General features: G+C 42.5%; 18 protein-coding genes. 6 read left to right on the top strand and 12 right to left on the bottom strand.

Translation table 11 applies throughout. The annotated features are described in order from the left end of the window. Positions 1-114 precede the first annotated feature (114 nt). Positions 115-909, top strand: coding sequence for an AIM24 family protein (locus MHI37_RS30460; protein WP_076337644.1), 795 nt, complete (start codon positions 115-117; stop codon positions 907-909). Between the two features lie 69 nt (positions 910-978). Here MHI37_RS30460 and MHI37_RS30465 read toward each other — a convergent pair whose 3' ends face one another. Continuing rightward, entirely contained in the window at positions 979-1,686 is a 708-nt protein-coding gene (locus tag MHI37_RS30465; RefSeq protein WP_179090243.1) for a response regulator transcription factor, read from the bottom strand. Between the two features lie 17 nt (positions 1,687-1,703). Continuing rightward, complete coding sequence (locus MHI37_RS30470; RefSeq protein ID WP_076337646.1) at positions 1,704-3,230, bottom strand: HAMP domain-containing sensor histidine kinase; 1,527 nt, start codon at positions 3,228-3,230, stop codon at positions 1,704-1,706. Between the two features lie 248 nt (positions 3,231-3,478). Between MHI37_RS30470 and MHI37_RS30475 the strand changes: the two genes are divergently transcribed. The 4 genes from MHI37_RS30475 (at position 3,479) to MHI37_RS30490 (ending at position 7,982) form a co-directional block, all read left to right on the top strand. Next, positions 3,479-4,771: a sugar ABC transporter substrate-binding protein gene (locus tag MHI37_RS30475; protein WP_076337647.1), complete on the top strand. Its 1,293-nt coding sequence runs from the start codon at positions 3,479-3,481 to the stop codon at positions 4,769-4,771. An 86-nt stretch (positions 4,772-4,857) separates the two neighbouring features. After that, positions 4,858-5,748 (top strand): sugar ABC transporter permease, encoded by an 891-nt coding sequence (locus MHI37_RS30480; protein ID WP_076337648.1) that lies wholly within the window; start codon positions 4,858-4,860, stop codon positions 5,746-5,748. Between the two features lie 21 nt (positions 5,749-5,769). Further along, the gene (locus MHI37_RS30485) at positions 5,770-6,612 is read left to right on the top strand and encodes a carbohydrate ABC transporter permease (RefSeq protein ID WP_076337649.1); all 843 of its coding nucleotides are present in this window, start codon (positions 5,770-5,772) and stop codon (positions 6,610-6,612) included. 23 nt (positions 6,613-6,635) lie between these two features. After that, positions 6,636-7,982 carry a cellulase family glycosylhydrolase gene (locus tag MHI37_RS30490; protein ID WP_076337650.1) on the top strand — a complete coding sequence of 449 codons (1,347 nt, stop codon included), beginning with the start codon at positions 6,636-6,638 and terminating at the stop codon, positions 7,980-7,982. 50 nt (positions 7,983-8,032) lie between these two features. Here MHI37_RS30490 and MHI37_RS30495 read toward each other — a convergent pair whose 3' ends face one another. The 5 genes from MHI37_RS30495 to MHI37_RS30515 form a co-directional block, all read right to left on the bottom strand. Then, positions 8,033-9,148 (bottom strand): response regulator, encoded by a 1,116-nt coding sequence (locus MHI37_RS30495; RefSeq protein ID WP_076337651.1) that lies wholly within the window; start codon positions 9,146-9,148, stop codon positions 8,033-8,035. Next, positions 9,145-10,938 (bottom strand): histidine kinase N-terminal 7TM domain-containing protein, encoded by a 1,794-nt coding sequence (locus tag MHI37_RS30500; RefSeq protein WP_076337652.1) that lies wholly within the window; start codon positions 10,936-10,938, stop codon positions 9,145-9,147. The genes MHI37_RS30495 and MHI37_RS30500 overlap by 4 nt, the downstream gene beginning before the upstream one ends. A 188-nt stretch (positions 10,939-11,126) precedes the next feature. Beyond that, entirely contained in the window at positions 11,127-11,627 is a 501-nt protein-coding gene (locus MHI37_RS30505; RefSeq protein WP_076337653.1) for a DUF2798 domain-containing protein, read from the bottom strand. A 60-nt stretch (positions 11,628-11,687) separates the two neighbouring features. Beyond that, on the bottom strand, positions 11,688-12,251 hold the full coding sequence (locus tag MHI37_RS30510) for a TetR/AcrR family transcriptional regulator (RefSeq protein WP_256710564.1): 564 nt from the start codon (positions 12,249-12,251) through the stop codon (positions 11,688-11,690). A gap of 697 nt (positions 12,252-12,948) precedes the next feature. Beyond that, a complete protein-coding gene (locus tag MHI37_RS30515; RefSeq protein ID WP_076337654.1) occupies positions 12,949-14,445 on the bottom strand; it encodes a DHA2 family efflux MFS transporter permease subunit in 1,497 nt (498 codons plus the stop codon). Between the two features lie 229 nt (positions 14,446-14,674). Here MHI37_RS30515 and MHI37_RS30520 point away from each other — a divergent pair, with 229 nt between their 5' ends. After that, the gene (locus MHI37_RS30520; protein WP_076337655.1) at positions 14,675-15,286 is read left to right on the top strand and encodes a TetR/AcrR family transcriptional regulator; all 612 of its coding nucleotides are present in this window, start codon (positions 14,675-14,677) and stop codon (positions 15,284-15,286) included. A 541-nt stretch (positions 15,287-15,827) separates the two neighbouring features. On the opposite strand, the gene MHI37_RS30525 is transcribed toward MHI37_RS30520, so the two are convergent. The 5 genes from MHI37_RS30525 to MHI37_RS30545 all read right to left on the bottom strand — a co-directional run bounded on the left by MHI37_RS30525 (position 15,828) and on the right by MHI37_RS30545 (position 20,241). Further along, a complete protein-coding gene (locus tag MHI37_RS30525) occupies positions 15,828-16,145 on the bottom strand; it encodes an ABC transporter substrate-binding protein (RefSeq protein WP_256710565.1) in 318 nt (105 codons plus the stop codon). A gap of 236 nt (positions 16,146-16,381) precedes the next feature. Then, complete coding sequence (locus tag MHI37_RS30530; protein ID WP_076337656.1) at positions 16,382-17,053, bottom strand: hypothetical protein; 672 nt, start codon at positions 17,051-17,053, stop codon at positions 16,382-16,384. 157 nt (positions 17,054-17,210) lie between these two features. Then, entirely contained in the window at positions 17,211-17,849 is a 639-nt protein-coding gene (locus MHI37_RS30535; protein ID WP_076337657.1) for a peroxiredoxin-like family protein, read from the bottom strand. Positions 17,850-17,915: 66 nt separating this feature from the next. After that, complete coding sequence (locus MHI37_RS30540; protein ID WP_076337658.1) at positions 17,916-18,752, bottom strand: alpha/beta hydrolase; 837 nt, start codon at positions 18,750-18,752, stop codon at positions 17,916-17,918. A 205-nt stretch (positions 18,753-18,957) separates the two neighbouring features. Then, a complete protein-coding gene (locus MHI37_RS30545; RefSeq protein WP_076337659.1) occupies positions 18,958-20,241 on the bottom strand; it encodes a sensor histidine kinase in 1,284 nt (427 codons plus the stop codon). Position 20,242: the final 1 nt, after the last annotated feature.

Raw genomic sequence — 20,242 nt, forward strand, 5'->3', positions numbered from 1 at the left:
ATTTTCATCAAAAAATTATAACAAAGGCAAGGATATACCATTTTTATGTCGAATATCTAGCCTTTGAAGATTCGCTTTAACACCTATAATTGTAAGTAGAGGAGAAGGTTAACTATGGCTTTCACCATTAATAATCTCAAAGATAACAGCAACGTCGTAATCAAGGAACAGCTTGGCGGGTTTTCGGTTATCGAATATAAAGAGGATTTGAGTAATACTACCTTCGCGGAAGCACAGTCCAACTTCTTCATGAGCAAGAGCAATATGCGCAACAAGCAGCTGATGATTGAGCTGAAAAACAGCGAGGTTATGCTGAGCGCTGGGGCTATGCAGTATATGGTCGGCAATATTGAAATGACCTCAGGAGTGAAGGGGGTCGGAGGATTGATGAGAAATCTCGTGTCCAGTGCAGTAACCGGGACCAGTGCCATTAAACCGCTCTACAAAGGCACTGGCACGATTATGCTGGAAACGACCTATAAATACTTATGGCTGATTGATGTAGATAACGACCATATTGTCATTGAAGATGGCATGTTCCTCGCTTGTGAGACATCACTGCAAATCGCAGTCTCTGCGCGCAAGAACCTTTCCTCTGCCGCTCTGGGCGGGGAAGGGCTGTTTAATCTGAGTGCGAAAGGTAAAGGCATCCTGGCCCTGGAAGCCCCAATTCCCTCGGAGGAGGCCGTTGTCATCGAGCTGCAGAATGATGTGCTGAAGGTCGATGGAAACTTTGCATTAATGTGGTCTAATTCGCTGGACTTCACCGTTGAGAAATCCGGAAAAACCCGGATAGGCTCTGCCATGTCCGGCGAGGGGCTCGTTAATGTGTACCGGGGAACTGGCATGGTCTGGCTAGCGCCACTGACCGAGTACAGAAACAGCCTGCTTCAGCCCAAAACACAGTAGCAGACTGAAAATATTAAAATGAGGAGCCGTTCGCACAAGCGATCTGCTCCTCATTTACTTTTGTGCCCGTTAAAAAAGTGATTGCTTTCCTTTTCTTTGTGAAAGAATTTGCGGTATATGCAGCTCTCGCAAGGCAGGTACAATCTCTTGAACACTGCTTTTATTGAATTTTTTTAAAATGCTGTTAATTTGTGATTTTAGAGTGGAAGGCTCCACATGTCTTAGCTTGCATATTTCCTGACGGGTATAATCCTTCATTAATAGCTCTAAAACCTCCAGTTCCGTAGGTGTGAGCTGAGTCAAAATATAAAAATTGTGCAGCAAGCTATCTTCCGTTGTCTTAATTCTTTTGAACTCCCGCGTAATTTTCCCAGCAATATTGGCGTGCAAGGACGGTCTATCATAATAAGCATCCTTTACAGCGTCCAATATCGCATTTGCTGGCATGTTTTTTAACAAATAGTTCATTGCACCTAGCTCAAATGCGCGAAATACCGTATCATCCGTCTCACAAACGGTCAGTATGACAATTTTAATTTCGGGCATATAGTTTAAAATTTCCGAAGTTGCTCTGAGTCCCGCCTGCTTATCCTCCAGCTCAATATCCATCAAAATAATATCTGGTTTGTTGAGTGCGGCCAGCATGGTTCCTTCGTATCCGCTGGACGCCCTCCCAACAAATTCGATTTGCTCATCTTTAGATAGAATCATTTGATAGCGCTTGGCAATCAAGTGATCATCCTCTACAATAAGCACCTTAATTTTGGGCATAGTCATGCTGTTCTTCATCTCCCTCAATTTTCGGCAGCCGAAAGCAAAGGCATAACAATACGAAACGAGCTGCCTTCGCCTTCCTTACTAACCGCATTGATTTTGCCCCCATGCGTCGTTATAATCGTGTGGCATATCGACAACCCCATCCCCCAATTTGTAGCCGTAGGCTTAGACGAATAAAAGGGTTGAAAAATAGTTCTCATATTCTCTTCCGCAATTCCGACACCATTATCACCAATAACTAGCTCGACCCACTTATTTTTAAGATTGATTTCAATATCAATAGATCTCGATTTCTCAGGAACAAATTCAAGTGCATCCACTGCATTAGATAAAATATTTTCCATAGCTTGAGAGAAATAGTAGGGATCAGCCATAATGAACAGCTGTCTTTGAAGCCTCGCATAATTCACCTTAGTATGCTTGAGCTCCAAGCTCATGTCATCCAGCAGCTTATCCAGAAGCTCGTTTAATGAGACAGGCTCTAACTCGATTTTAGATTTTAGGTTTTTTTGATGCACTGCATCTAATCGATCATATACCTTATGGCAACGCTGTTCAATCACACGTATTTCCTCAACGACTTCAGGCGATTTTTCACACATGCTTTCCAAAAACTCCGTTTGTGCCATAATAGCCAACAATTCGTTCTTAATATAATGACTAAATACGCGGGACGTTAATAATGCAGAATCAATATTATGAGAAATAACGGATTCTTGATTTTTAATACTATTTTGGATTCGGGCATATTTGTATATGCTATATAAACTAACAAATAAACAAAACGCCGCAATATACGGCAATAACGTATAAATCGATGGATTCCCCACTAAATTAATCGGTTTGAACCGTATAAAATGAGCTGCTTTTGAAACCTTAATTAAAATATCCGGCGCCCAGTAATTCATATAATAATACGTAATTTGAACGGAGATATACGACATTAAAATCATGAGTATATTACTTCGGATTTGACGAACCTTAGGTGCATCATACAAAGCATATAGGAGCAGAACAACCCCCGCTGCAATATAAATGGTATTCATCGTAAACGTGATGTTATGAATGGCTTCATAGGCAGAATTAAAGCCTTGCGAGGTCATGTAGTCTGGATAAAGCTTATAATATAGGTACGTATAGAAGGATGGATCATATAAAACGACCTGTACCATACATGGAACAGCTAACAAGGCCAACAGCATCGTTCCACGTTTGGAAGAAATGTTAAAAGCAAAATAGATCGCTGAACAAAGTCCCGTGTAAATAAATAGCATCGTAAAAAGATTAAAAACTCGAATCAAGGTGAATTTTGAAATGGGCAGAAACATTAATTGATTTTGAAGCGCTTGCTTTATTCCAAAATAATTATCAAGACTATAGTAATAATAGGCATCCTTGGACATGTAAATAATGATACAGGAAACTACAATTAGATAGGAAAGCCCCATCAATAGCATAAATAGAGTGGCTTTTGTATATTTTTGCTGTGTCAGACAGAATAGCGCTATAGCAATAAATAGAATAAACACTAAGAAAATAAACATACAAGCCATCCTTTCCACTCAAATAAAACAGATTCTATGTGATATCCATTGTTCTGTAAAGGTTGAAATTTTATACACCCTCTCAAGCTGCGACTCCACCAGTATGATACTAAAACACTCCATTCACTACTGTAATTATACAATTCAGCTGCTCTCCTATGTATAAAGCGATGATAAAAGTTCCACCTTACCCAAATCACCCTTTGCCATTAAGATGAAAGCACAACACAAATACAGGAGGGGCTCACATGAGTAAAAAATATAGTTATATCAGTTTATCGTTAATTGCAGCACTTACGTTAACATTAGCTGGCTGCAGCTCAAACAACACCAACACGCCAAGCAGTACAAGCAGCAACGAAAAAGTGGTTTTGCAATATTACACATGGACCGATGAAGAGGATTATATGAAAAAGGTTGTTGGTGCCTTTAATGCACAAAATAGCGATATTGAGGTGCAGCTGAACACCATCAGCAATAATTCGAATGAGTATAATACAAAAATTATGACTAATCTTTTGGGCGGCTCGGAAATGGATGTGTATAGCATCAACGGCACAAGCAGCTTAGGCTTATACTCATCCAAAAACCAGCTTCTTGATATTACAGATCGAATTAAAGAGGCGAATTTGGACGTGGGTGCATATGGTACTAGCTTTCAAGATATTATCGAGGTGTTAACAGAAGGCAAATATTATGCTCTTCCTTATCGTACCTCGCAGTACGCATTGTTCTATAACAAAGCTATTTTTGATCGCGAAGGCATTCCATATCCTACACAAACGACATGGGATGAATATGCCGAGTTAGCGAAAAGCTTAACCAAAGGCGAAGGAGTAGACAAGCAATGGGGCGGTTACTACGCGGATTGGATTACTGCACCACTTGGCGCTCTTCAAAAGGGCTCAACCATTTTAGACGATAGTTTAGATGATGTAGCGGATTGGCTAGATTACTTAGAACGCCTATATACGCAGGATCGTTCTCATATGAGCTATAAACAAATGAAATCCGAAAGCATTGATTGGATTAAGCAATTTGAAAGTGGAAATGTGGCTATGCTCATTAATGGCGAATGGACTCTCAATATGCTTAAAGCGGATATTGCAGACGGCAAGACCGATATTGCCTTTGATATGGCCCCCCTTCCATTGCCAGAAGGAACGACTGACCCGATCACCGTTGGTGGAGTAAGTACTTTTATTGGGATTAACGGAGAAAGTGACAAACAAGATGCAGCTTTCAAATTTGTGCAGTTTGTAACGGGTGAGGAAGGCGAATCCATCATTGCCGAATCCAGTGTATTGCCGGCATATTCCAGCGATAAAACAAAGGCAGCGTTCCTTAATGCAACAGGAATTCAAGGCAGCAGCTTCTTTTTCGAAGCCAACACAGTTGTAGAAAATCAACCTATTTCACAAATTGATGAGGTTAATCGCGTATATAGCGAAAATCGAGATCTATTCCTGTTCCAAGAGCAGGACTCTGCAAAGACCATGCAAAACTTCTCAAAACAACGTCAATCTGTTCTTAATCCGTAATTATAGCTAAGCAATCGGCTTCCGCTTTATGACGGAAGCCGATCTTGTTTTCATCGCTTAATACATTCGATAAGGAGGTTGATGTGATGACGAGTAGACGTCTGCATCACTACAAGTCATATATGACAGGGTCGCTATTCATTCTTCCGGCCTTCATTTTATTCGCAATTTTTATTTTCATTCCATTAGTCTATGGGATTATGATGAGCTTTACCGATTACGGCGGTTTCAATATTAAAGCGAATTTTATTGGCATCCGCAATTATACCAAACTATTATCAGATGATTATTTTCTTATTTCACTAAAAAACAATTTTGTTTATACCCTTTTATTTGTTCCGTTAACGATGCTGTTCGCCTTATTTTCTGCCATTGCCTTAAACAACATATGGCATCTTCGCAAATATTTACGCATGGCCTTTTATTTACCTCAAATCACGTCCATGGTATCTATTGCAATCGTTTGGGGCCTTTTGTTCAACCCTTTATCTGGTCCCATTAATCATATTCTAAAGGCTATAGGCATAACCAATCCTCCTGAATGGTTAATGTCCTCTCAGTGGGCATTATTCGCTATTGTACTTGTCGCTGTTTGGAAAAGCTTTGGTTATTACATGATTATTTTGCTTGCAGGCATTCAGGGAATTCCTGAGCATTTATACGAGTCCGCTAAGCTTGATGGTGCCGGTAAGTTTAAGCAGTTCTTATATATCACTTTGCCTGGACTGTCGCCAACTCTATTTATGGTGCTCATATTAACCATCATCAACTCCTTCCAAGTGTTTGATTTAGTATCCGTCATGACAGACGGTGGACCTGGGCGCTCGACCAATGTGCTAGTCCTCAGAATCTATCAAGAAGCATTTATTCATTACCGAATGGGCTATGCTGCAGCGATGTCTACGGTTCTGTTTCTCATTATTATGGTGATCTCATTAATTCAATTCAAGCTAGAGAAAAAATGGGTGAATTACTAAGATGAAAGAGAGGTACCCAAGATGGATATCATCAATAAATCGAACAGAGATAAGCTTGCATACTATTTATTGCTATTTTTTCTTATTGCTTTCTCGATCGCAACTCTTTTTCCGTTCTTATGGATGATTTCTACTTCACTTCGAACGGATGTGGATCTATTTAAAAATCCGATGAATTGGATTCCTCAATCGTTATATCTAGATCATTACAAAGAGGTATGGACGACCATTCCTTTTGGCCGATATTTCTTAAACACCTTAAAGCTGTCTGTGATCATTACTGGCTTGCAGGTTATTATTTGCTCCATGGCAGCCTATGCCTTCGCTAAGCTGAAGGTACCGTTTAAGAATACGATCTTTGTATTATTTATGGCTAACTTAATGATGCCTTGGCATTCCATTATGGTGCCACAGTTTTCAGTAGTGAGCAGCTTAGGGCTGTATAACACCCATAGCGGTTATATTTTAATTCAGTTGTTTAGCGGCTTTGGTATTTTCCTCATGCGGCAATTTTTCTTGAGCCTGCCTAATGAGCTTAATGAGGCTGCCCGAGTAGATGGTTTTAATGAATGGAAGATTTTTTGGAAAATCATTATGCCATTATCCGCAGCAGGCTTGTCTACATTTGGTATTTTTACGTTTACATTTATGTGGAATGACTATTTAGCACCGCTGATTTACTTGAATGACGATACATTAAAGACACTTCAGCTAGGTTTAAAAGCATTCCAAACCGAGCACACCATGGACTATGGATTGCTTATGGCGGGAACATTGCTAGCTACCATTCCTATGGTTATTGTCTTTTTGATAGGTGAGAGATTCTTTATTCAAGGAGTCGCAACAACAGGTATGAAAAACTAACAGATGAAATGAGGAGCTTAGATATGACAAATAGCAGCAATACGTTTGTACAGGTAGTTGGCGAGGATTTTACAGTTAACGGTGAAAAAATAGTATTTCGAGGCTTTGGCTTAGGCTCTTGGATGAATCTTGAGCATTTTATGATCGGTTTGCCCGGCACCGACACGATGATTAAACAAGCTTTTGCTGAGGTATACGGCGACGAGCGCAGCACAGCATTTTTCGACCGCTTCTTATTAGAGTTTGTAGATGAAAAGGATTTTGAATTTCTCAAAAAACTAGGCGTTAACTCCTTAAGGATTCCGTTTAACTATAAGTACTTTATCGATGATCAGAATCCAAATCAATATAAATACGAAGGTTTTGTCTATCTTGACCATATCATTTCCTTATGTGAAAAGTACGAGATCTACGGTATTCTCGACCTTCACTCCGTTCCAGGCGGACAAAATCCGGATTGGCACTGTGATACGAACTCAGGTCTGCCGTTATTCTGGGAGTACGGAGCCTTGCGCGATACCGTTATCGGATTATGGGGCTATATCGCCCAGTATTACAAGGATCAGCCTTGGGTAGCCGCTTACGATATTGTAAATGAACCCTCCATGGTTACCAATGCTGCCGTATTCAATGAATTTTATCAAAAGGTCATTGCTGAAATCCGCAAATATGACGAGCAGCATATTATTTTTATTGAAGGCAATACATTCACAACTGACTTTTCCATGATCGATCCGATTGATGATCCACAGGTCGCTTATGAATTTCATTTCTATCCATTCGTCGATGAACCAGCTGTACTTACAAAGGAAATGGACCGCAAGCGTCGTAAAGAAATATTTGCAGAGGGGTTCCATCAGTTGATTACGATTCGCGAGAAATATAAGCGCCCGATCTGGTGCGGTGAGCTTGGATTAGTGTTTGAGAAGGAAGTCATCGAGTTTCAGGTCACGATTATAGAAGATATGCTGGATCTTTGCGAGGAAAATGATGTGTCCTGGGCTCTATGGACCTACAAGGATGCTGCTACTATGGGGATCGTTTACCCCCGAGCAGACACCCCTTGGCGTAAGTTAACGGATGAAATTAAACAAGTATGGAATCAGCATAAAGAGCAGGAAAAGGGCGAAGCATTAGTCGATTACATGGCAGAAACCTATTTCCAGCCGATCTCCAAGGAGCGGCGCTATCCGCTGCAGTTCCGCATGAGAACAATTATGCAGGTGATCTGCGTGGAGCAAATCTTAAAGCCATTCCTGCAAAAGCTATCCTGGGAGGAGATGTACGAGCTTCCAGCATCGTTCCACTGGGATCAATGTGAGCACTGGAGCGAGCTTGCTGCCTTAATTGGCAAGTATACAAAAGCTTAAATAAAAAGCAAAAAAGGTCCTGCGTGTGCAGGACCTTTACTTCTAACCTATTATGAATCCAGCTCCATCAGCAGCTGCTCGAACAAAACTGTTACTTCAAACGAAGGGCTTATGCCCATTTCAACATACAAGGAAACTGAGAATTGCTCATAGGCTCGAATTAGCGCTTCTTTATTTTTCTGTATCGCGAGTGCCCGCATTAGCAGCTGAACCATCTCTTCATCCAGTTCGTTTATCGCGCTTTGTTTCTTCAACAGTCGAATCGCTTCTGCCGTATCTCCCTTATTCAACAAAAAACCACATATTCGCTGGGAAAATAACATATACATTTGCGAAAACCGTTCAATCTCGCTCCACGCCCAAGGGTAAGCGAGATCTCCGAACAGGTCGCCAACATAAAGCTGTTCAAGCTCAAGCGCCTGCTCAATATTCTGATGATGAACCCTCACCATCTGTTTGCAGCCCTCTTCAAATCTCAATAAATCAATGTGAAATTCATTAAGATTTAATGCATAATGATTGCCATCGGAATGCAGACTCCCCTTAAGTCCATGATCCTCGAGAAGCTTGCGCAGCTGATACGCTGTTGTGTTCAGATAGGTTTCTGCATTTTTTCGAGGCATACCGCCAAACATATCTTCAATAAGTCTTGCTCTTGATACCAGCCTGCCTTTATGCATCGACAAATAGGCGAACAACTCCGTGCTTTTGCTCGTCCTCCACTTTACAATATTGTTTTCGGTATTTCGAATTTCTATTCGCCCCAGACAATTGAACCACAGCTTAGCTGCAGGGGCAGAGTCTCCAATACATTCGGAAAGAGCCCTTTGGACGGTTTGACGCAGCCTATCCTGAACAACAGGCTTCACCATATAGTCATAAGCGTAAACATCGAACGCCGACAGCGCATACTCCTTATGCGAGGTGACGAATACAAGCTTTGTCTGTCTTCCGCTCTCCCTTAGACGCTGGGCAAACTCAAGTCCGCTCTCCTTCGGCATATGAACATCAATAAAGATCATGTCGATGTCATGATCAAGCATAAATGCACTAGCAGCTGCCGTCTCATGAAAGCTGCCTACGATCTCAATTCCATCGATCTTGCTAAGCATTCGTTTCATAATCAAATGCATTGCATTTTCATCATCAATAATAACAACCCTCACCCGGCAGTCCTCCTATCTACATCCTGCGCTGGCTCCGACAGTGGGAGGGTAAAATAAAACGTACTCCCTTGCCCAGAAGCCGTATCGAACCAGATATGTCCCCCGTTTAATTGAACAAATTCTCGGCATAAGGTGAGGCCCAGCCCAACACCACGCTCCCCGGCGGTTCCAATTGAAGGGACAGGAAAGGCGTTTTTCTGCAGGAGGGAATCCGCTTGCTCCGCAGGAACCCCCATTCCCGTATCACTTACCGAGATCTTCATTTTTCCATCTGCATGCTCTGCTCTTACTCGAATTACTCCGCCCTCCTCCGTAAACTTGATTGCATTGGACAGCAGATTGCGGACTATCAAATCCAGCATCTCTTTGTCCGCTACAACATACGTTTCCTGCGCGACCTCGGATAGGATGCGAATATTTTTGCTTTCACTACGGACTTGCAGCAATTGCGTATTCATCCGTATCGTCTGTGCCAGATTCCTGACCACCGGATTGAACACCATTCCGCCGCGCTGGCTCTGAAACCATTCCAGCAGACTTTCTACCAATTGATACGTCTTCTGAATTTGCTGGCCCATTTCAAATACAATTTCATTATGCTGCTCTCCACAATCCTGCAGCTCTTCCTCCATCAGCTCCATTAAATTCAGAGATACCGCAAGCGGATCACGAATATCGTGGGCCACGACGCTGAACATTTTGTCCTTAAACGTATTTAGCTCCTGAAGCTGCCTAGCGTTGTTTTGCAGCCGTTCCTCCGTTCGTACCGTTTCCGTTACGTCGGTTAATAGCAGCATTTTCCCTGCGGGCTTGTGCCTATTGTCTTGAATGAAAGAGATATGAATATTATAAAATCGATCATCCGCTGGTCGGGCAAGCTGAACCTTATTTTCCTGCAAAGGACCTTGCAGCATTTTCTCAAGCAAATTGGGGTATTTCGCAAATACCTGATCAGCGGGAAGGCCAACCCAATTGTAGTGAATGCCTTCAATGACGCGTTTAGCCGAATCGTTGAAGCTCGTTAACGTATTATCCAGGTCAAACACCATAACAGCGTCCTGCATAGAGGCAAATACCTTTTGCAGCACTAGGGGCGCAAGTCTCAGCATATTAAATTGGTAAATGCCCCACATAAAGAAGATACCGGAGAACAGGAACCCAAAGGCAGAAATATCAATCGATAATTGGAGAAAGTCGCTTAAATAGATCAAAGTAAAGCCGTAAGGGCCACAGGAACCAATGATCATGAGGGCAATTTGCTTTTTCATCCGGGATGTCGCTTTAAGGAACATCTGAATCATTAAGCCCATGCCTACGACAAAAAACGAATAGGAATATATGACGTGGAGTTGATAGAGCGGTCCTTTTTCCAGAATAACCAGAGGGAAGCCCTCCGAGTAATCTAGACTCATGCTTGTATAAAATAAATGATGCCACTCATTCGTATGATGAGCAATAAAGGTAATCAGGGGAACCATCAGCAGCAGTATGACGAACTTCGTACGGACAAGTGATTGGCGCCCCGTATATTGCAGCACCATAATAAACCACAAGATCGTGCCAAAAGGGATTCCGATATATTCGACGCGCAGCCAGAAGCGTATATGCTCTAGGGAGCCGCTAATAATTTCAAAGGCATAACCAAATGAGTAAAAGGCGCCCGCCAGCACACCCAGCCCATAGCTGATCGCGATGGGGAGCTCTCTTCTTTTCCAACAAAGATAACTGATGACCAGTGAGCAGCAGGTGGCTGCCATCAGCAACGCTGATAAATACATATTGTATGGCATAGCTGCAAGCCCCCGTGCTGGATTATTATTCTCGTAATTCAAATCCAATATTAGCAGAAAACGCAAAGGAAACATATGGCATCATTTAGGAGCTGTTTATCAAAATTAAAACAAGCTCTCAGACGAATAGGTTCGACTGAGAGCTTGTTTCACTTATTATAAGTTTTAGTTTCGTTGCATCATGTATATTACGTCAGCACGGCTTGCTTCTTCTCTTGAGCGGCATGCAGCTTTACCATCGCAAATCGTGCAATGGGTTGAATCACTAAGCACTCAGCGACCAGTACAATTGCGAAGTTTCTTGGCCAATTCGATAAGAAGTTGCTAAAGGTTTCTGTATTAAAACCATTCCCTACAATGCCACCAATAAGCGTCATACAGAACGACATTCCTACTACAGTAAATACGATGCGAAATAAAATCTTTGCATTAAAGCTATCCGTTGGTTTTGTGAATTTCGCCACCAATTTTTCTGCAATACGACCAATAAGAACCGGTTCAAGAATCATGGCAATCACCCACATGATCGGCAACGTCTTAAGGATCATTAAGAGAACATCTTGATTGAATTCCCCAACAGCAAGAATGACACTAAATGTCGTCATAAATGCAGCTGTAAGTGTAACAATGATGGCACCAAATAACGCGCCCTCTTTCCCGTTTCTTGGCAATCTAGTTTCTTGATTCATTTTTTTCTTCCTTTCAAATATAGGGTAAAACCGTTAAGCTAATCATACTTTTTCGCATGACTAAACCTTCAGTATATTCGGTAATAGCTTACCGATCGTTTTTAAAGGATCTGATGATTTTTGCGTTAAACAGAGCATCATCGCGCCTTCAATCGAAGCTGTCAACAACAATGCGGCAGCGGAAGCTGCTTCATTCGAGAAGCCTTCGGATACAAGATTCACATAGTATATCTGTTGAATGTTTTCATAAAGTGCACTACATGCGTTGCGAATAGGTTCACTCACGGTGGCCATTTCACTGACAATACTGCTAAATGTATAGCCAGTAATAGTCCCCTCTGATTCGAAGCTGTGAATGAGCGTATCAATTATGGATTGTGCCGCTTCCTTAGTTGCTGGATGCCTCTTGAAAATAGCCTCGATATCTGTCGTAATCGATTCATTTAAGCCGTATAAACAAGTAATTAACAGTTCCTCTTTGCCATTTGGAAAATGATGATAGAGCGCTCCTTTTGTAACATTGCAGGCTTTTAAAATTTCATTGAGCCCTACACTTTTATAACCTTTTTGCTGAAAAAGGATTGTAGCCATAGCAATCATCCGCGATTTTGTATCCACATTCATTCTTTCCTCCCAACATACCAACCGGTCTGTTTGTTAGTATATCAAAATTCATGACTCCGATGTAAGTCTTTTTTCAAAAAAAATTTCAGCGTATATAAGTTAATCTAAGCATTTATGTTTTGAGCGCTGCGCAGCCCTTCAGAACAATCTTCTAGCTTCGCTAGATCTACATTTTTTAAGTTCAAGTTATATCGTTTGATAAATACAGGTGATTGGAATCGCAGACGCATCAGCTCACACTTCTAACGGAAACCACAGACGCTATATCGCCTTTATTTTTCGTTTCAAGATTGTAACGGAAACACAGGCCTCTATTTGTACCCAACATGCCCGATCTCCCTTCATTTCTGCGGAATAGCGTCTCCCATTTCCGTTAAAATGTGACGCTAACCAAAAATGGAACTTTAGCGTCTCTGATTTCCGTTAGCTTTCGTTATCCGCTCTCCAGCTGCTGGCGCAGCATCGATATCAACAGGTTAGGAAAACCCATACTTTCCTATATTTCAAGGTGAAACGGCTATCGCCGCCCTTTGGCGACGCTGCGCGTTTCATTCCGGAGAAATATAGAGATAGTATGGCGAAATGATATACTTTCCTATATTTCAAAAGAAGACCCGAGAATAGTCGCTTTTCTCAAAGCGACCATTCTCGGGTCTTTATTTTGTTTGCCTATTTACTTCAAGGCTAACTCTTCTTCCTATGATTCAACAGCTGTTTTTCCGCTCAGAGCAACACTCGGTTTTTCTTCTACTTCCTCGGCCTGCCCCTTACGTTTAATGAAGAAAGAAAGCAGTAGCCCGACAACGCCGATTCCAATAATGAAAAGGTACGCATCATTAATACCTTGAATAGACGCCTGCACGATCATATCCTTCTGTGAAGAGGAGTCACCAGCGGCGGCCATATCCTGAAGATGCGACTTAGTACTATTCGTCATAATCGTGACAATCAGAGAGGTACCTATCGCACCAGCCACCTGCTTGATCGTATTGGAGATGGCCGTACCATGCGCATGCAGTCTTGTGGGTAGCTGGTTTAGGCCCGCCGTTGTAATTGGCATCAGAAACAAGGCCATCCCGATACGTCGTCCTGTAGACATCAGAACCAAATACGTAAAACTGGTGGAGTCGGTCAGGTTAACGAAGCCGATTGTTGTCACGATCGTAATAGCCATACCAATAATGGACAGCCACTTCGCTCCAAACCGATCGAAAAGCTTGCCTGTCACCGGCATCATCAGTCCCATCATAAGTGCTCCAGGAAGCATTAAAAGCCCGGACTCCATAGCTGTATATCCACGTGCATTCTGCAAATATAGAGGAAGCAGCATCATATCTGCATACATAACCATGGTAACCGCAATATTAATAATGGTCGTTAGGGAGAACATGCTGTATTTAAATGCCCTTAGATCCAGGAGCGGACTCTTGGAAACCAGTTGCCGCCAGGTGAACAAAATCAAGGAGACAATACCTACAGCAAGAAGTATAACCACTTCCGCGCTTGACCACCCCTTGCTTGCAGCACTGCTGAAACCGTAAAGAACAGCACCAAATCCGATCGTTGAGAGAAGCGCACCCCAAACATCAATTTTGGGATAGCTTCGTTCTGTCACATTTTTCAAATAAATTAATGCCACAACTAGAACAATAACAACAAACGGAATCATTCCATAGAACATAGTCTTCCAAGAATAATGCTCCATGACAAAACCAGCGACTGCAGGCCCGATAGCAGGGGCAAAAATAATGGCTAAACCGACCATTCCCATCGCGGCTCCCCGCTTGTCAGGAGGAAAAACGGTAAGGATGACATTCATTAGCAGCGGCATAATAATACCAGCGCCAGCCGCTTGAATCAAACGGCCAGTCAGCAATATGTTGAAGTCATTCGCTGCTGCCGAAACAATGGTTCCGACGAGAAAAATAAACATAGAAGACAGAAAAAGCTCACGGGTAGTAAACCGATGCATGAGATAGGCTGTTATCGGAATAAGAACCCCGTTAACCAGCATATATCCGGTTGTTAGCCATTGCGCGGTGGAGGCCTCAATGCTGAAGTCCACCATCAGCTCCGGCAGTGCAACGCTCATTATGGTTTGATTCAGAACGGCGATGAACGCCCCCAGAATCATAACAAACAATAAAGGACCTTTCTTGATGGTACTGCTGTCAAAAGCTAAGTTTTTACTCATCCTGCTCCATCCCTTCAAATTTTCCGTGAACCTAATAGACACTCTGTAGTATAATAAGCTCGATGTAAAAGATTATAATTATTTCTCTTATATTTCACAAACTACAGATTTCCGAAAAATGTTTATTAGTTTACAATCCATCAAAAATTGTCGTCTACTCGGAAAATAAACGACAAAACATGATTGAATTGTCGTATAGAAAATTTATGAAGAAGGGAATTGAGCGTCTTTGTCAACACCACCACCGCGTACCGATCCGCGTGTACTTCGTACACGCCAATTGATTCGAGATGCATTTATCGATTTGCTTGAAGAGACTGAGCTTGAGAAAATGACCGTGAACCGGATTGCTGAACGCGCAACCATTAATCGTGTGACCTTTTATCTTCATTACCGTGATATTCCAGATATGCTTGAGAAGATGGCAGATGACATGATTGATGTACTTCAAGCTATTCTGAATGATGTTCAAAATCTGTCTCCTTCTATAGATAGGGATTGGTCCATATTGGTCAAAATACTCGAGCACATCGCAGAAAATTCAAAGTTTTACAAGGTATTGCTCTCTACACAACGCATACCTATTTTCAGCGATAGGCTTATGAATCTGATGATTGATATTATTACTACTCGAAAAGAGAGCCGAGACGACTCCTCGTCTACTCCGGCTGTAATCGTCCCGAAAGATATTGCAATCTGGTATGGCTCCTCCGCCTTCATCGGCACCATTATTTGCTGGCTTCGCGATGATATGCCCTACACGCCGCTCTTTCTCGCCAAGCAGCTGTCTCTGCTGTTCCGTTTACATCAAAATACGGACCAGCATGTAGTTCTGGAATGAAATCATAACAAAATCACCCTTACAGGTGATTACACATCGCAGACGCGTCAGCTCGGACTTCTAACGGAAACCAGAGACGCTAAATCGCCTATATATGTCGTTTCAAGATTGTAACGGAAACACGGGCCTCTATTTGTACAAAAGATACACGATATCGCTTCATTTCTGCGTAATAGCGTCTCCCACTTCCGTTAAAATGTGACGCTAACCCAAAATGCAACTTTAGCGTCGCTGGCTTCCGTTAGCTTTCGTTATCCCCTCTCCGGCTGCTCGTGCAGCATCGTTATCAATAGGTTTGGAGAATCCATAGTTTCCTATATAATAAAAAAGAATCCTCCCCACAACTTGCTTCGGGCAGAATTCATTTGTAATCTATTAAAAATGCCATATACTTGTTTCCTGCAGTTATTTGACAATTATCGATAAGAAGCCAGTGGTCCTTCAAAATTAACAATTGGCTGATATTTATTCAGTAATTCTGCATAGTGCAGATACCGTCACTATCGAGGTCTCCATGCTTCTGATCGGACACGCAGCAAAATCAGAGGCTTGTCAGCCATGCAGCCAATTCTTCCGTCTGGCTCAGAATAGCTATCGGGTCCCAGTAGCCGGAGCGATCGCTTGTCCATATAAACACGTGATCGTTTTTGATTGTTGGCAGCGAGCCCCAGATCGGATTAGCTTTGAGCTCATCCAGCGCTTCCGAATCGGAGGTCAGAATAATATAGTCTCCCGCATACTGTGGCAATGCTTCTGTAGTAAACGAAGCCCAGCCAGGATCGGCCATTTCGGCGGCAATGCCCGCGAATCGCCATAAGAAATAAGCTTGAGGGCACATAATAGGAGCGTATGGATTCACCAGCCCGAAGCGTGATGCGACGAATATCTATGACTTTGCAATGCACGTGATTCCACAGAACAACGAGATCATTTATGTCCATGCCGCATGTAACCGCCTTTTCAGTATCTCCTTAAAGCATACCATTGCTCACATTCGAATTCACAAATGATAATTGCAGGCGGAGTCAGGTCCATTACCCTGTCCAAAAATAAAAGGTTCATCGTTCGTATTTGGAATCGATTTTACCTTTTCACTTATGGTGTCCACTGATCGTGAATGATACCGGCTAGCTTAATATGATCGTCTCCTACCTTCTCAAAGACAAGGCGCAGGCTGCGCCAGTCTCTCCCCTCGGCTGAAGGATCTGTACCCGCAATATGATATTCTACAAAATCGTAGCTATCCTTTGGATACACCTCATTCAAGTTGCCGATCATTGCACCTTCTCCCAACTCCTCATTCACTGAAATCTCTGCATCCTTAATAAAGTCCGCATCATAGACGAATTGTTTATGGTATTCTGAATACGTCAACTCGATGAGATCATCCGTACCAGGGAAAGTCCGCCACACGCGTTTCTTAGTATCCGCCATTGAACCTTCAAGCTCATCACTTGCCAATACAATATCAGTCTTTGTGTTAATGTTGGCGTACGGTGAGAATCGAACCCCGTCCGAGCTCAACCAGCCCGCGAGCGTATTCATATCTCCAGCCTTAAGAGCAGTCATAACCTGTGCCGCCGATTCCTTCAACGTCGGCGTAAGCTCTTCTGCTGGCTGTATCTGTTCGTTCTGCTGCTCCTCTTTAGGTTGTTTTTGTATCTGCTTCACTGGCTTCGATGCCGCATCCTGAGTCCAACTGCAAGCAGCAAGCGTTAACATGACAACCCCCAAAAATATCAACACGCTGCTTCTCTTTTTAAACATAAGTTCTCCCCCCCCTGCGTTACCTCCTAATGTGATTCATCCTCCTTCTGGAATCTCAACGGCCATCATCTTATTGGCTAATTAATCATCTATCTTCAACCATACGGCATAACCATTAGATTGTATGGTGCAAATCGGATGGCATTTACTTTGCGTATTATAGCGACCGCAGTTCTCGTATAATCTCATCAGGCTCCATCCGTTTCATGAAATCCGGTGTGACGAAAGCCGAACGAATGACAGCATGTTCATCGATCATGAACGTTGCCGGAACGGGGAGAATCCAATGCTCTGTCCCGTTGTATTCCTTCAGATCAATGTTCATCTCCATAAACAGCTGTTTCAGTGATTCTGGTACATCGTACAACAGCCGATATCCGGCGGACACTAGCCCCTTCGGATCGCTAAGGACCTGAAATGTCAGCTCTGCCTTCTCCTTGAAGGAAAGCGTGGAGTCCGGCAATTGCGGACTGACCGCGATCAGTTGGGATCCCAGCGCCTGAATGTCCGGCAAGACCTCTTGATACGCCCGCAATTGGCGGTTGCAGTATGGGCACCAGCCACCGCGATAAAACGTCAGGACAACAGGTCCTTTCGATAACTCTTCGTATAACGAGATTCCCCTGCCAAACGTATCTTTTAATTCGAAATCCTTCGCTTTACCACCGACCGGCAGCCCGTTTGCCAACCCTAAGTTTTGCTGTTCCTTAATGAATGCCTGTAGAAGATTATGCGCCTCGATTGGCGTTGTCGCTGCGATTTGCTGCAATGCAGCGTTCAAAGTTCTGTTCGTCATTCGATTCGTTCTCCTCTTGGTTTGGAAATCGCGCCTCTTAAAGGGGCGCGATTCCTTATTGAATAATCAACCTTTCAAGAATTGCAGCAAAGCTCCGTTAAATTCTTCGGCATGCGTGGCGTTGAACCCGTGCGGGCCACCTTCGATCACTACGAGCTGGCTGCCAGCAATCAGCTCATGCGCCTTTTGCCCGCTGATTTCAACCGGCACGATTGCGTCCGCATCGCCATGAATAATTAGTGTTGGCACGTTAAACTTCGCCAAATCGCCGCGGAAATCCGTATAGCCGAACGCCGAGATGCAGTCGAGTGTACCCTTCGGTGACGCGAAGGCCGCAATGTCTCGATTATACAAGCGGAACGCCTCGCTGACCAAGTCAGTTCTATCTCCCGAGGCAAAAAACGTGGTCGTGAAGTTATCCAGGAATGCTAGCCGATCCGCCTTCACCCCATCTTGGAAACCCTTAATTGCTGCATCATCGAACCCGCCATCCGGGTTATCCTCAGATTTGTATAGATACGGTGGAATCGCCCCAGCCAACACCGCCTTCGATACCCGTTCCATTCCGTAGGTACCGATGTAGCGTGCAACCTCGCCACCACCCATTGAGAATCCTACAAGTGTCACATCACGGAGATCTAGATACAGAATCAGTTCATGTAGATCGGCCGTGAATGTATCGTAGTCATATCCCTGCCAAGGCTGAGACGACTGCCCGAAACCGCGACGATCATACGTGATCACGCGGTAGCCGGCTTCCACCAGAGCAGACACTTGTTTCTCCCATGACCTTCCGCTAAGCGGCCAACCGTGGATGAGTACGACCGGTTTTCCCGAGCCGATATCCTCATAGTGAAGCTGAATCGGAGCGCCATTTTCATTACCAACTGTAACATTTGCCATCTTAAATCCCTCCATTTTCATCTTGTGCAATAATATAGGCCCATTCCACTCTCAGAGTTTCTTGCTGAACGAATCGTACTATACTGAACTGAATGAACCATACTGTGCTGTATGAATGATACTATAACGAACAATTTTATATAGAAAAACACCCTGAAACGAAAAAAACAATCCTTAGACAGCATGCTGTCTAAGGATTGTTTTTCTAAAATGGGATTAGAACCATATTATTAAAAACTTTATGATTCGCTTCAATGGTCATATTCCCGCCATACTTGTCGCAGATTCTAGATATATTTGTTAAGCCAATGCCATGAAAATCTGGGTTTGACTTTTGGCTATGCAAATGGGCAGACTCATTCTCCATATGATTAACAATGTGGATAAATAGAGCAGACTCATCTGAATGTATCTTAATAAGTATGTATCTATCCTCTGCAATTTTAACCTTCTTGGATGCCTCTATCGCATTATCCAACATATTGCCTAGCGCGACACATAAGTCATACCTATCAATATTTAATTCCTGTGAATATAAGCTTAGCTTTGTATTTATTTTTATGCCATTCGCTTGGCCAATATTAAGCGTATTCGTAACAAGGGCATCTATCACTAGATTACCCGTATTCACCCTTTGATAGGCTCCTTCGACCTTATTCAATGTAACCTTAATATGCTCCCTTGCCGCTGCTAATTCATTTCGGTTAATACACTCTTCAATATATAGAAACTGCTGATTTGTATCATGAATGATTCTCTTAATCGATTTGAAGCTATGCACCGTTTTCTCGTAGTTCGCATCCTGATAATCCATTTGATTTTGCAATTGAGCATTCTCATGCATGAATTGAAATTTATCAATAATGTTATCAAAAATATAGATGATGCCCACATTTATGAAAAGAAATCCAATGATCGATATGAAATAATAAATATTCTTTTCACTGTAATTAATTAGAAAATTAAGTTGATATATACTTATTACCGGGACAATCATGAATATAATGTAGTAACGATAATGGATAGAGAAGCTCCTGCGTTTGGCTATGAGCCGTATCATCTGAATGATAGCAAACATGATAATGCAATTGAGTAATATTGCCTTAATAAAGGGCAATTGAGCTTGTGCATTTGTAGGATCAACGGTGCTTAAGTCAACGGAGTCAATCACATAAAAAATATAAAGGGTTATAACATTAACGATAGTCATTAGAACCACATAAATTATCGTAAAAATAATTTTTGTTTTTAACTCTACTCGATAAGCTTGCGCTAAACTAAATATCATCACCAATGCTAAGATCGAGGATGCAAAAGTAGTCATAGAAACCGTCAAATATATGAAATCAAGCACCACGAATATGATGAAGTAAACAACTCTATTCCCCTTTCTGGTTGACTTATCTAGGACCGAATTAAAAAATAAATTGATTTGAAAGCACATGACAAGTGCGACACAGAGAACAATAGGCAGATTATATTGAATCATA

Origin of the sequence: Paenibacillus sp. FSL H8-0548 (assembly GCF_038630985.1) — a bacterium.
Taxonomy (GTDB): Bacteria; Bacillota; Bacilli; order Paenibacillales; family Paenibacillaceae; genus Pristimantibacillus.